At 69.3% G+C, this 12818-nt stretch carries 13 protein-coding genes; all 13 read right to left on the reverse strand.

What is annotated here, in order from left to right:
- Positions 1–17 precede the first annotated feature (17 nt).
- Positions 18–1229: an acyltransferase family protein gene (locus ACFQQC_RS00820; protein WP_376858769.1), complete on the reverse strand. Its 1212-nt coding sequence runs from the start codon at positions 1227–1229 to the stop codon at positions 18–20.
- 546 nt (positions 1230–1775) lie between these two features.
- Positions 1776–3728 carry an ATP-dependent zinc metalloprotease FtsH gene (gene ftsH, locus ACFQQC_RS00825; RefSeq protein WP_376858771.1) on the reverse strand — a complete coding sequence of 651 codons (1953 nt, stop codon included), beginning with the start codon at positions 3726–3728 and terminating at the stop codon, positions 1776–1778.
- Between the two features lie 36 nt (positions 3729–3764).
- Entirely contained in the window at positions 3765–5171 is a 1407-nt protein-coding gene (gene tilS / locus ACFQQC_RS00830; protein WP_376860816.1) for a tRNA lysidine(34) synthetase TilS, read from the reverse strand.
- On the reverse strand, positions 5054–5953 hold the full coding sequence (locus ACFQQC_RS00835) for a tol-pal system YbgF family protein (RefSeq protein ID WP_376858773.1): 900 nt from the start codon (positions 5951–5953) through the stop codon (positions 5054–5056). Before ACFQQC_RS00835 ends, tilS begins: the two co-directional genes overlap by 118 nt.
- Positions 5954–5992: 39 nt before the next feature.
- A complete protein-coding gene (locus tag ACFQQC_RS00840) occupies positions 5993–7072 on the reverse strand; it encodes a DUF3667 domain-containing protein (protein WP_376858775.1) in 1080 nt (359 codons plus the stop codon).
- Between the two features lie 108 nt (positions 7073–7180).
- On the reverse strand, positions 7181–7735 hold the full coding sequence (pal, locus tag ACFQQC_RS00845) for a peptidoglycan-associated lipoprotein Pal (protein ID WP_376858777.1): 555 nt from the start codon (positions 7733–7735) through the stop codon (positions 7181–7183).
- 139 nt (positions 7736–7874) lie between these two features.
- Positions 7875–9233, reverse strand: a complete 1359-nt coding sequence (gene tolB / locus ACFQQC_RS00850; protein WP_376858779.1) for a Tol-Pal system beta propeller repeat protein TolB — start codon at positions 9231–9233, stop codon at positions 7875–7877.
- 115 nt (positions 9234–9348) lie between these two features.
- Positions 9349–10167 carry a TonB C-terminal domain-containing protein gene (locus tag ACFQQC_RS00855; protein WP_376858781.1) on the reverse strand — a complete coding sequence of 273 codons (819 nt, stop codon included), beginning with the start codon at positions 10165–10167 and terminating at the stop codon, positions 9349–9351.
- Positions 10168–10171: 4 nt separating this feature from the next.
- Complete coding sequence (locus tag ACFQQC_RS00860) at positions 10172–10627, reverse strand: ExbD/TolR family protein (RefSeq protein ID WP_376858783.1); 456 nt, start codon at positions 10625–10627, stop codon at positions 10172–10174.
- Between the two features lie 2 nt (positions 10628–10629).
- Complete coding sequence (tolQ, locus tag ACFQQC_RS00865; protein ID WP_376858785.1) at positions 10630–11355, reverse strand: protein TolQ; 726 nt, start codon at positions 11353–11355, stop codon at positions 10630–10632.
- 155 nt (positions 11356–11510) lie between these two features.
- On the reverse strand, positions 11511–11936 hold the full coding sequence (locus tag ACFQQC_RS00870; RefSeq protein ID WP_376858787.1) for a hypothetical protein: 426 nt from the start codon (positions 11934–11936) through the stop codon (positions 11511–11513).
- 4 nt (positions 11937–11940) lie between these two features.
- The gene (ybgC, locus tag ACFQQC_RS00875; protein ID WP_376858789.1) at positions 11941–12408 is read right to left on the reverse strand and encodes a tol-pal system-associated acyl-CoA thioesterase; all 468 of its coding nucleotides are present in this window, start codon (positions 12406–12408) and stop codon (positions 11941–11943) included.
- On the reverse strand, positions 12405–12773 hold the full coding sequence (locus tag ACFQQC_RS00880; RefSeq protein ID WP_376858791.1) for a hypothetical protein: 369 nt from the start codon (positions 12771–12773) through the stop codon (positions 12405–12407). Before ACFQQC_RS00880 ends, ybgC begins: the two co-directional genes overlap by 4 nt.
- Between the last annotated feature and the right edge of the window lie 45 nt (positions 12774–12818).

The raw sequence follows: 12818 nt of genomic DNA on the forward strand, positions 1-12818 counted from the left end.
CGGCGAGGCTTCGCAAGTTATTCAGCAGGGATGGCGGCGGGATCGGCGACCGGCTTGCGCCAGGGGATGCGGCGGCCGTTCAGCCATTTACCCATGGAGCCGTGGCGAACGGTCAGCTCATAGGACAGCAGGCAGACGGCGAAGACGCCCAGCGACACCCCGATCAGCTTCAGCCACCAGGGCGCGGCCCAGTCCTGCACCCAGACCTGGGCCAGCATGACCAGCGGCAGGTGCAGGATGTAGACCCAGTAGGAGGCGTCGGCGAGGTAGCGACGCACGGGGCTGTGGCCCGACAGGAAGCGCAGGCACAGGGCGACGGCGGCCAGGGCCGAACTGAAGACGGCCATGGCGACGACGGCGGCGGCGACGGCCTTGGCCTGGGTCGGCTCGGCCATGGGGGCGAGGCTGGGCCCGCCGGCGAGGATGTAGCTCCACACGCCCGAGACCACGGCCAGGATCAGATAGACCGGCCACCAGCCGGCGATGCGGCCCAGCAGGTCGCGGCGGCGGTCCAGCAGGAAGCCGAGCGCGAAGGCCGCGCCGAAGCCGACGAGGGCGGCCGTGTGCGGGACCAGACCCGCGTCGGGGGTCGGGATGGCGAAGAAGGCGATCCACTTCGGGTCCAGCCAGAAGGCGACGGCCAGCGGGGCGGCCAAGACGAATGGCGTCCACCAGCCGATCAGGGCGCCGGTCAGACGGTCCACGGCCCGGCCCCAGCCGCCGCCGCGGTCCAGCGCTGCGAAGGGCGCGCGCAGGATCAGGGTCGCAAGGCAGAACAGGGTCAGGACGTAGAGGAACCACAGGTGGGTCAGCGGGATGTTGGTCCAGTCATAGGTCGGCGGCGGGGGCGGCGGGGCGCCGGGGACGACCAGCCCCTGGACATGGGCGTTCCAGACCAGGGCGGTGACGATCCCGGCCATGACCGGAAACCAGAAGGCCAGCAGCGGGCCGGTGATGCGGACAGCGCGGTCCCTGGCGAAGCCCAGCCAGCCTTTGCGGGCCAGCATCATGTGGGCGAACAGGCCGGCGATCAGGAAGAAGGCGGTCATCCGGAACAGGTGGATGGCGAAGAAGACCCAGGCCGCGCCGATGGAGGTGTGCTCGTCGGCGACGATCCAGATCTGCTGCGGGAAGAAGGACAGGCTGGCATGCAGGACGACGCCCAGCAGCAGGGCGCCGCCCCTCAGGGCGTCGAGGCCGTGCAGGCGCTCGGTGGGTTGATGGGTCATGACGGGGCTCCCCTCGTTTGAGGAACGACGATCTACAATAGACTTGTTTGAATTGCAAACTTGTTGGCGAGCGGTTTGGGCGAGGGTATGGGACTGGGCGTGGGAGTGGAGAGAATATCCAGTCGAAACAGACGACTGACTGAAATCCGCCGCCGGATCGGAGACGGGTGAGACGGTGGAGACGGGTGCGAATACACCGTCTATCCCGTCTATGGAGTCTATGCCGTCTATCGGCGGAGGCGGCAGGCAGGCAGGCAGGCAGCAGGCAGCAGGCAGCAGGTTAGCAGGGCGGTGCGTCAGAATTGGACGTAGCCCCTCCCTGCTATCGTCATCCCGACGAAAGTCGGGACCCAGCGGCGCGCGTGAGCGCGAAGCTGTCGGGAGCGCAGCCGCCCGAACTTTCGAGGAAGGTGTTTCGCCGCCGTCGCGGCGCCGCTGGGTCCCGGGGTTCGCTTCGCGCCCCCGGGATGACGATAGCTAGAGGGGGCAGGCAAAAGGGCCGGGGATTGCTCCCCGGCCCTCCTTCAGTTCAACGACGCGCGACGGTCAGTGGACCGTGGGCGTTTCGACTTCCGTGCCGTCGGACACCGGGGTGATCGGCACCGAGACCGAGGGGCCCGAGTTGGGGAAGTTGTTCTCGTCGCGGTTCGGGGCCAGGCCCTTCTCCAGCAGGTCGCGGATCTCCTCGCCCGAGAGGGTCTCGTATTCGAGCAGGGCCTGCGACAGCTTCTCGTGGTCCTCGGCCTTCTCGGTGAGGATCTTGCGCGCCTCGGCCCAGCCTTCGGTGACCAGACGCTTGATCTCCTCGTCGATGATCCGGGCGGTCTCTTCCGAGACGTTCTGGCTGCGGGCGACGGAGTGGCCGAGGAAGACCTCTTCCTGGTTCTCGCCATAGGCGACGGTGCCCAGCTTCTCGGAGAAGCCCCAGCGGGTGACCATGGCCCGGGCCAGTTTGGTGGCCTGCTGGATGTCCGAGCTGGCGCCCGAGGTGATGTGGTCCTTGCCGAAGATCAGTTCCTCGGCGACGCGACCGCCGGCCATGATGGCGATGCGATCCACCATCTGCTGGTAGTTCATCGAATAGCGGTCGCCTTCCGGCAGCTGCATCACCATGCCCAGCGCGCGGCCGCGCGGGACGATGGTCGCCTTGTGCACCGGATCGGCCATCTTGACGTTGATGGCGACCAGGGCGTGACCGGCCTCGTGATAGGCGGTCAGCTTCTTCTCGTCCTCGCTCATGGCCATCGACTTGCGCTCGGCGCCCATCATGACCTTGTCCTTGGCGTCCTCGAAGTCGCGGTGCGTGACCATGCGACGGTCCTTGCGGGCCGCCATCAGGGCCGCCTCATTGACCAGATTGGCCAGGTCGGCGCCGGAGAAGCCGGGGGTGCCGCGGGCGATGGTCTTGACGTTGACGTCGGCGGCCAGCGGCACGTCCTTCATGTGAACGCGCAGGATCTTCTCGCGACCGGCGACGTCGGGGTTCGGCACCACGACCTGACGGTCGAAGCGACCCGGACGCAGCAGGGCCGGGTCCAGCACGTCAGGACGGTTGGTGGCGGCGATCAGGATGATGTTCTCGGACGCCTCGAAGCCGTCCATCTCGACCAGCAGCTGGTTCAGGGTCTGCTCGCGCTCGTCATTGCCGCCGCCCAGACCGGCGCCGCGATGACGGCCGACGGCGTCGATTTCGTCGATGAAGATGATGCACGGAGCATTTTTCTTCGCTTGTTCGAACATGTCGCGGACGCGCGAGGCGCCGACGCCGACGAACATTTCAACGAAGTCCGAACCGGAGATGGAGAAGAAGGGCACGCCCGCCTCGCCCGCGACGGCGCGGGCCAGCAGGGTCTTGCCGGTGCCGGGAGGGCCGACCAGCAGGGCGCCCTTGGGGATCTTGCCGCCCAGGCGCTGGAACTTGCCCGGATCCTTGAGGAAGTCGACGACCTCCTGCAGTTCGTCCTTGGCCTCGTCCACGCCGGCGACGTCCTCGAAGGTCTTGCGGCCCTTGTGCTCGGTCAGCAGCTTGGCCTTGGACTTGCCGAAGCCCATGGCGCCGCGCGCGCCGCCCTGCATCCGGTTCATGATGAAGAACCACAGGGCGATCAGCAGGATGAAGGGCGCCAGACCGACCAGAACGCTGACCCAGATGCTCTGGCGCGTGCTCTTCACATCGACCGTCGCGCCCTTTTCGTTCATCGCCGAGATGAGGTCGACGTTCGGCAGCGGGGTGGTGACGTTGTAGACCTTCTGGTCCTTCAGGGTGACCTTGACGTTCTCGCCATGGACCTCGGCGCTGTTGACCTGGCCCGCGTTCACCGCGCGCTGGAGGTCCGAGAAGCTCATGGTCCCGGGACGCTGGGCGGTGGCGGGAGCCTCGGCGGCGGCGCCGGCGGCGCCGGGCGCGGTCGGCATCGCGCCGGTCCGGTTCAGGACGATATAGCCCCCGGACAGCACCAGCACGAGCACGCCCAGTATGGCCAGATTACGCAGGTTCATTCTCGTCTCATTTCCTGAAACGCCGGCGGCGCTTCGCTAGGCAATCAATCTCACGCCTGAAAATAGGTGGTTCCGGGGCGGGGCGCCATGCGCCATCGCATCCGGAGCCGGTTCATGCGTCATTCCGTCCAGCGCGAACGCCAGTCTCTGTTCGATCAGGGCATGCGCCCCGACCGCCTCTCCTGCAAGAACCGTTGCAGGTGGATTGTTCCGGATCAGCACGGGCCGACCGCCCCGCACGGCGGCGGGAAGGGCCCGCAGACGCGCCTGATCGGCCGCGGACAGCGCCGCCATGCGACCGGCGGCCGGGGCGACGGACCAGCCGGGTTCTTCGACGGTCAGGGACCAGCGCCCGTCCCAGACCGTCTCGACGCCGGGCGGCAGGGGCAGCGGCTCGGCGCCCAGGCGGCGGAACTCGCCGGGCTCGCGGGTCAGGAACACCCCCTCCTCCATGGCGATGATGCGGGCGCCAGAGAGGGTGGCGGTGAAGACCTCCCCCTGCGCCAGCCGCTCCCGCAGCCGGGCAAGCCGGTCGCCGCGCGGCGGGCGCTCGTCTCCGCCGGCGCAGACCACCGCCGCCGCCAACGCACGGGCGGAAGCATCGCGGGCCAGATGGATCAGGTCGTCCTCGACCGCGCGCACGCCATGGACGGGGCCGGGCTCGGGCGGGACCGGCGACGGAGCCGGATGTTGTCCGGCGAGCGCCTGACGCGCGCGGGCGCGGGTGAAGCGGGGGTCGGCGTTGGCGGGGTCCTCGATCCAGTCGGCGCCGCGGGCGGCGAGCCAGTGGCGCAGATCGGCGCGCCTGACATCCAGCAGGGGACGCAGGAGCATCAGCCCCCTGCCCTCCGGCCAGACCGGCGACGGCGACCAGTCGCGCAGGCGCCCGAGGGTGGAGCCGTCGGCCCGCATGAGCTCGCCCTCAGCGACATCATCGGCGGTGTGGGCGAACAGGATGACCGAGGCGCCGGCCTGTCGCGCGGCCCCGGCGATCAGGCGGTGGCGGGCGGTGCGGGCGGCGGCGGAGATCCCGGCGGCGGGCTTGTCGCCGGTCCAGCGCAACTCGCGCCAGTCGGCCCCGACGGCGTGGGCGGCGGCGCGGGCGCGGCGGCTCCAGTCGGGACTGTCGGGATTGAGGCCGTGATCGACGGTCAGGGCCAGCAGGGGCCGACCGTGCTCCCTCGCCCAGTCGGCGGCCAGATGCAGCAGGGCGACCGAGTCCCCGCCGCCGGACAGGGCCAGGGCGACGGGGCGCGGATCATCGGTTCGCAGCCGGGCCGTCAGCCGCGCGGCGGCCCTGAGGGTCCAGTCGGGGGCGAACGGGCTCAGCCGGGGCGCCGGGCCGGGGCGCGGGCCGCGGGCGCGCGCGGGGCCGCGCAGGCGAAGCGCGTTCCCAGTTCGGTGGCGCGTGTCCGCTGGGTCGCCGAGGCGGTGGCGGCGTATCGGTTGGTGAACTCGGTCAGGGCTCCGCAGGCGTCGGTCTTGCGGTCGGCCGAGTTCAGGGCGTTGGCCAGCTCCAGGGTGGTGGCCGGGGCCCAGGGCGTGGTCGGCCAGCCGCGCAGGGCCGAGGAATAGGCCCGCACGGCATTGTCGAAATCGCCGTCCGAGACGCGCAGGTCGCCGAGGCGGCTGAAAGCCTCGCGGGCCTGCGGCGCATCCGGCCAGGCCAGGGTCACGGTCTGCAGGGCGCGGTCGCCGAGCGCCGGATCGGTGGCGGCCAGACGCACGGCGGCGGACAGGTCACGGGCCGGGTCGCCGGTCGGCGAGGTGCTGGAGATCGGCGAGTTCAGCTCGTTCTCGCGGGCGGCGGCCTGCTCCATGCTGCGGACCCGCCCTTCGGACTCGCGCAGGCGGGTCGACAGGGCGGCGTTGTCCCGCTTGCCCTCATCCACGGCGAAGGTCAGGCGTTCGAGGTCGCCGTTCACACGCTGGACGGTGGCTTCCAGATCCTGGAGGCGGCGGTCCATCAGCTCGACCCGGCCCTGCAGGGCGATGACCTCGGGGTCCGGCTCGACCAGCACCGGCTGGCCGGCGGCGTTGCGCTGGGTCACGGCGCGTTCGAGGCGGCGGACGTTGCGATCCAGCTGGTCCAGCCGGCGCTTGTCCCACTGGATCGGCTCCAACGGCACGGTCTGGGCGACGACCGTGGTCGTGCCGGCGATCATCACCACGCCGATGACGGAGATGAGGGTCTTGCGGGACACCGAGGTCAGGAGCTTGGGCATGGGAACAGTTTCACCGGATTTGGGGCGGTCGCAAGGCGATCAGACGCCGACCGCCAGATAGAAGATCGCCGTGACGAACAGGCCGACGATGATCCAGCAGAAGTTCTGCAGGAAGAAGAACCGCCAGATGGTCGAGAACCAGCCGAGCTCATAGCCGCCCTTGAGCTGGGCGAACTGGTGGACCGGCAGGCCGAAGATGATCGCGAACCACGCCAGACCGCCCAGCACCGGATGGATGAAGCCCAGGCCGATGGCGATGAGGCCGACCAGAACCACGAAGGTCAGCGAATACAGAACGAAGACGCCGTGGTCATAGAGGGTGGTCTTGCGCCGCCACAGGAACAGCAGGGCCATGAAGGGGATCGAAAGCGGCACCAGCAGGAAGGCGAATTTGTAGAAGGTCTGCTGGATTTTGTAGATCGCCAGATCGGGGTTCATCATCTTCTTGGCGATCTTCTTGGCGCCCGGACCGACGTTCGGATCAGAGTAGACATCGCTGGCGATCTCGCTGACCGCCCCCTGCCAGCTGTCCGTATCCACGCCGCCGGCATGCGCGGCGTCGGCGCCTCCGTCCTTCTTGCTGATCCCCGCCAGGACGCCGTCGGCGACATCCAGCGCCGCCTTGTCCGCGGCGGTCGTGGCCTGGGCGCGGGCGGCGGCGATCTCCTCACGCCCCCTCTCGAACTCGGCCGCGCCCTCTTCACCGGCGACCGTGCTGACCGGGTGGTAGGAGGACTCCGGCATGTGCACGAAGCTGAGGGCGAAGAAGGTGATGAAGACCGTGAACAGGAACATCGCCAGCGGCGAGACGTAGCGGGTCCGCTTGCCGTGGATCCACTCGCGGGTCAGCTTGCCCGGATTGAAGGCCAGCAGCGGCAGGGTGCGCCAGATGCGGGCGTCGAAATGCATGACGCCGTGCAGGACTTCCTCGCCCAAATGCAGAAGGGTGCGGTGGACGTGGGTCGGCTGGCCGCAGTTGGAGCAGAAATTGCCCGAGGTCTCGGCCCCGCAGTCCGCGCAGGTTCCGTGGTGCGCCTCGCCCGCCTTGCCGGTCGGCTTCTCGACCGCCCCCGCGATCAGTCCGGCGGTGACCGCGCCGCCCGCTGCCTCGATATCCATACGCATCCCCCAATGACCGTATCGGCCGCGATTTTGCGGACCCGGCCCTCAAAAGAAAAGGGGCGCCGGCCGCGCCGACGCCCCTTCCCTGTGGTCTTCAGCCGTCGATCAGCGCGTGGCGCCCGAAACGATGGCGGTGTGGGCGTTGCGGTTGCGGGCCCACGACTCCTCGCTCGAGCCGGCGGCGATCGGGCGCTCCTTGCCGAAGCTGATGGTGTCGATGCGGGCGGCCGGGATGCCGCGCTCGATCAGATAGGTGCGGACCGACTCGGCGCGGCGGGCGCCCAGGGCCAGGTTGTACTCGCGGGTGCCGCGTTCGTCGGCGTTGCCCTCGATGCGGACGGTGACGCCCGGATAGCGCTGCAGCCACTGGACCTGGGCGTCCAGACGCGGACGGGCCTCCGGACGGACGGTGTAGCTGTCGAGGTCGAAATAGACGCGGTCGCCGACGTTGACGATGAAGTCCTGCTCCGAGCCCGGAGCGGCCGAGCCGAGGTTGCCGCCGTCGATGCCGCCGCCGGGGTTGGACGGGTACTGCGGGTTGGTCGGCGGAGCGACTTCGCCCGTGCCGGTCTCGACCGGACGACGCGGCGTACAGGCCGCGATGGCGGTGACGGCCACGCCAACGGCGGCCAGGCGAACGAGGGTCGTGGTCTTGATCATCTGGATCGTCTCCTGTGGGCGCCGGGGCCTGCGCCCCGATTTAGCTTTGCTGTATATGGTCGTTAATGTCGCACCAGCGGCTTGGCCAATCACGATAACGCGGGATTGAAGCCAAAGGCTCCGCTTGGGGTCGGGCGCCCTAGTTCGGACAGGCGTCCGGACCGCCCGAGCCGGGGCGGACGGGCGCGTCGTCCAGCAGGGGCGACCACGACGGATCGGTGCCGCGCCCGTTGTACCCGGACTGGTTCACCACCCGACCGGACAGGTCGACCGTCCACAGGCGGGTGTCGCCGCCGGGGCTCTGGCGGGCGAACATGATGTAGCGGCCGTTCGGCGCCCAGGACGGGCCTTCCTCGAAATAGCTGGACGACAGGATGCGCTCGCCCGAGCCGTCGGTGTTCATGACGCCGGTCGAGAAGCGGCCGCCGCCCTGTTTGGTGAAGGCGATCAGGTCGCCGCGCGGGCTCCAGCTGGGGGCGGTGTAGATGCCGCCGCCGCGCGAGATCGGGCGCTGGCCCGAACCGTCGGCGCGCATGGTGTAGAGGCGGGCGCTGCCCGACCGGTCCGAGGTGAAGACGATCTGGCTGTTGTCCGGGCTGAACGACGGCGAGGTGTCGATGCCCGGATCGTTGGTCAGGCGGCGCACCTGACGGCTGGCCAGGTCCATCACATAGACGTCGGTGTTGCCATTGCGGATAATCGAGAAGGCCATCTTCGTGCCGTCGTTCGAGAACCGCGGCGCCAGCACCTGGCCGTCGAACTCGCCCAGGCTTTCGCGGCGCTGGGTCTGCAGATTGAGCAGGTAGATGCGGCTGTAATCCTTGCCGAGCCCCACATAGGTGATCTCGTTCGGATCACTGAGCGAGAAGCGGGGCGACATGATCACCTCTTCGCCGGTGGTCAGGAACTCCGGATTGACGCCGTCCTGATCGGAGATCGCGAGGCGCGAGACGCGGTTCAGTTGGGTGCCGCTTTCCGCGACGAAGATCACGCGGCTGTCGAACAGGCCGCTTTCGCCGGTCATGCGGGAATAGACCATGTCGGCGATCTTGTGCCCGATCCGGCGCCATTGCTCGGGCGTGGCGGTGAACTGGTACGAGACCAGCTGGCACTGGCGGTACGGGTCGTAGAGGCGGAAGCCGAAGTCGTTGCGGCCGTCCGAGCGCGGGGTGACCGAGCCGTACAGCACCGCCTGCGCCCCGATGGAGGTCCACTGCGGGAAGTTGGGCGCATTGGCCAGCGTCAGGCCGGTCTCGACGAAGGAGGCTGGATCGAGCGGCTCGAAATAGCCGGTGCGACGCAGGTCGGAGCGGATCACGCCGGACAGTTCGGAGCCGTACTGGCCGCTGAAATTGGCGACGGCGATCTGGAAGGCGCGGATGCGGCCCTGATCGACGATGACGTCCGGCTCCTGGGATTGCGGGGCCTGGGCCGCGACCACGCCCGGCAGGCAGGCCGCGAGGGCTGCAGCCGAAACCATCAGAACTTTCAAACGCATCGAGACCTCCAGGTCGGGTCGGTTTGGGACCAGTCTGGCCCCGGCCTGTCACCGGAGCCAGCTTGGGTGTGATTGAGGCGACTTTCAGGCCCGAAAGCCTGACAGTCAGTTTCCATCAGCGGTTCGCGCACATCGTGGCGGTCCGGAACGACATGTTGATTTCCATCTGCTCGTAGTCGGGGGGCATGTCGAACGGCACGGAGGCCCGGATCGCTCTCTCAACGCCGTCGGCGATGGCCCGGTTCGAATGGGTCGCGCGCGCCGGGCCCACGAGGCGACCGCGTTCGTCAAGCGTCAGCCGCACGGCGATGGTCGCGTCGCGGCCGCCGGGCAGGTCGCAGGGCACATCCCAGTTGTTCTGAATCTGGCCCGCCAACGCCTGCAGCGAAGCGCGGCCGAGGGTGCGGGGCGCGTTGCCGGTGGCGCCGCCGCCGGTCGCCGGGGGACGACGGCCGGTGTTGGGGCTGGGGCGCAGGGCGCCGGCGTTGGCGTCCGGGTTGAAGCCGGGCTGGGGGCGTTCCGCGGGCGGGCGCGAGGGCGGGCGGGGCGGCGTCGGCTGGGCGCGCGGCGGCGTGGGTTGCGAGCGCGGCGGTTGAGGCTGGGGCCGGGGCGGCGTCGGCTGGGGCGTGGGACGCGGCGGCGGGGTTGGACGCGGGGTCGGCGCGGGCGTCGGCGGCGTGGGGGTCGGCTCGGGCGGCGTGGGCTCGGGCAGCGATTCCATCGGCGCGGTGTTGGTTTCCTCGATCAGTTCCTCGCTGGGGTTCAGCGGGGCGGCGCCCAACACCTCGACATCCGAGACGACCTGCACCGGCACGGCGTTGCGGATCTCCACCGACTTTGGCGGAGGGGCGAACAGCAGCGACCACGCGATCACCCCGGCGATGCCGGCGTGAATCGCGAGCGATCCGATCAGGGCGGGGCCGGGACGCTCCACGCCGTCAGCCCTCGGGAGACGCGCTGGTGTCGGTGATGAGGTTCAGCTTGGCGAAGCCTTCCGACGACAGGCGGGCCATGACGCGGGCCACGGCCTGATAGGGCGCGCGGCCGTCGGCGCGGATGAAGATCGGCTTCTCGCGCGCGTCGGCGCCGCCTTCGCGGGCCACCGTCGGGACCAGATCTTCCCAGCGCACCTGATTTTCGCCGACGAAGATCTCGCCGTTCTGCTGGATGGCCACCGTCACCGGCTCGCTGGTGGTGTCCACCGAACTGGCCTCGGTCTTGGGCAGCTCCACCTCAACGCCGGTCGTCAGCAGGGGCGCCGAGATCATGAAGATGATCAGCAGCACCAGCATGACGTCGACCAGCGGGGTGACGTTGATTTCGCTGAGCGGACGCTTGCGCGCCCGACGACGACCGCGAACGTGTCCGCCGCCGCCTCCTCCTCCCATCGCCATGCTCAGACCTCCCGGCGGGTGTCAGCGGCGGGCGCCGAGCCCAGACGGCGGGCCACGGCGGCCTGCAGGTCGTCGGCGAAGCTCTCCAGACGGCCGGTGAACTTGCCCGCGTCGATCGAGAATTTGTTGTAGGCGATATAGGCCGGGATGGCGGCGAACAGGCCGATGGCGGTGGCGAACAGGGCCTCCGAAATGGCCGGGGCCACGGTCGTCAGATTGGTGTTGCCGGCCGAGGCGATGGCGCCGAAGGCGTTCATGATCCCCCACACCGTGCCGAACAGGCCGATGAAGGGCGAGGAGGTGGCGACCACCGACAAGACGCCCAGACCATTCTCGACGCGCTGGCCCTCACGGGCGATCAGGCTGTCGAGGGCGCGGTCGATGCGCGACATCAGCAGGTTGGCCTGGGCCTCGCTGGTCAGGCCGCGGGTGCGGGCCTCGCGCCAGTCGCTGAGGGCGATGACCAGCATGCGCGGCAGGGGATGGGCCGGAGCCGGTCCCGCCTGGGCCGCGATTTCCTCAAGCGAGCGCCCGGACCCGACCGCCTGTTCGAAGGCGTTGGCCTGGCTGTTCAGCGAGGCGAAGCCGAGGGCCTTGCTGATGATGACCGCCCACGACCAGACCGAGGCGACGGCCAGACCGACCATGACGGCCTTCACCACATAGTCGGCCCGCAGGAACAGTTCGACGGGGTTCAACATCGAAGAGGCTTCGGCGGCGATAGTCATTCAGGCGTCCTTCCGTATCCGTCCCTGTGCACCGGACGGGCGTGGCGGTTCTGTGGCGAGTCAGGTCTCGTCAGGCCGGTTTAGCGTCGTGTAGCGGCACGGTCACGCTTGTGCACATGACAGGTTCGCTATCGTTCAGACGCCGGAGCAACAGGCTACTCCGGGCGGCGCGGCGTGTTCGGCTGGACCGCGACCGAGACCGGGGCGCCGACGCTGATGATCACGCCTTCGTGGCCTTCCTTGGCGATGGAATAGGTGGCGGCGTCGCGCAGCAGCTGGTCCTCGCAGGCCCGGTCGCCGGCGCGGTTCAGGTCGGCGCAGCCGCGTTTGGCGGCGTCGGCCCAGCCGCGCACCCGGCGGGTGGCGGCCTCGGCGCGGCTGATGGCGGCCTCGTCCTCGGCCCTGGCCTGGGCGATCAGGGCCTGACGGGCGCCCTGCTGGTACTGCAGCTCGGCCTGACCGGCCATCTTGCGCTCCCAGATCTTGTAGTGCGGACAGCCGACGAGGCCGCCGCCGACGAGCAAGGCCAGCAGGATGAAGAGGGTGAGCACGGCGCCAACGCCCATTCCGCTCTGGTTCATCGGTTCAATCCTTCGCATCAGCAGGAGTCTTCGCGGCCAGCCACGGGCTGACCTTTTCGATCAGGGCCTTTGTCGGACGACGCGGGCGGCCGTCCATGTGGATGCAGACGACCTCGACCTCGGCCCGGCACAGGGCGTCGTCGCCGCGCGCGACCTCCTGGGTGATCAGCAGGCGCGGCCCCTTGGCGGCGTCGTACCAGGTGCGGACGACCAGTTCGTCGTCGATGCGGGCGGGCTTGAGGAAGGTCAGCGCCATCTTCGAGACGACGAAGGCCATCGGCTGGTCGTGGTCCAGCAGCTCGGCGTGACCGATGCCCATCAGACGCAGGCAGTCCGACCGCCCGCGCTCGAAATAGCGGACGTAGTTGGCGTGATAGACCAGACCGGTGAAGTCGGTGTCCTCGTAATAGACGCGCACCGGCAGGCGATGCTCGCGGCCCTCGAAGCGGCCGGCGGTGGGACGGTCGGTCATTGCGGCAGGTCTCCCCGGCGTTTGAGGAAGCCGGGACAGAGGTCCGACTGGTTCTGCTCGAACTCGATCTTCAGCGGATCGGTCTCCAGCATCAGGCGATTGGGGCGCGAGACGAAGGCGACGACCTCGTTTCCGTTGCGCAGGTAGCCGCAGACGGCGCGGCGACGCCCGGTCTCGGTATAGGTGACACGGGCCTTCTTGCCGACGAGGGCGTGGACCTGGGTCTGGGCGCGCTGTTCCGGCGTCGGCTCCTGATGGCCAAAGGCGTTGCGGCTGACCAGCCACAGGATCAGCAGGCCGAGCAGCACGATCGCGCCGCCCAGCACGATGATCAGACGTTCAGTCCGGATTGTCCGTTTCGCCATGCGGCCCTCCTCGGCGCGACCATGCCGGGGTTCGGCGCGGAGGTG

Source organism: Brevundimonas sp. GCM10030266 (assembly GCF_042666595.1).
Lineage (GTDB): Bacteria > Pseudomonadota > Alphaproteobacteria > Caulobacterales > Caulobacteraceae > Brevundimonas.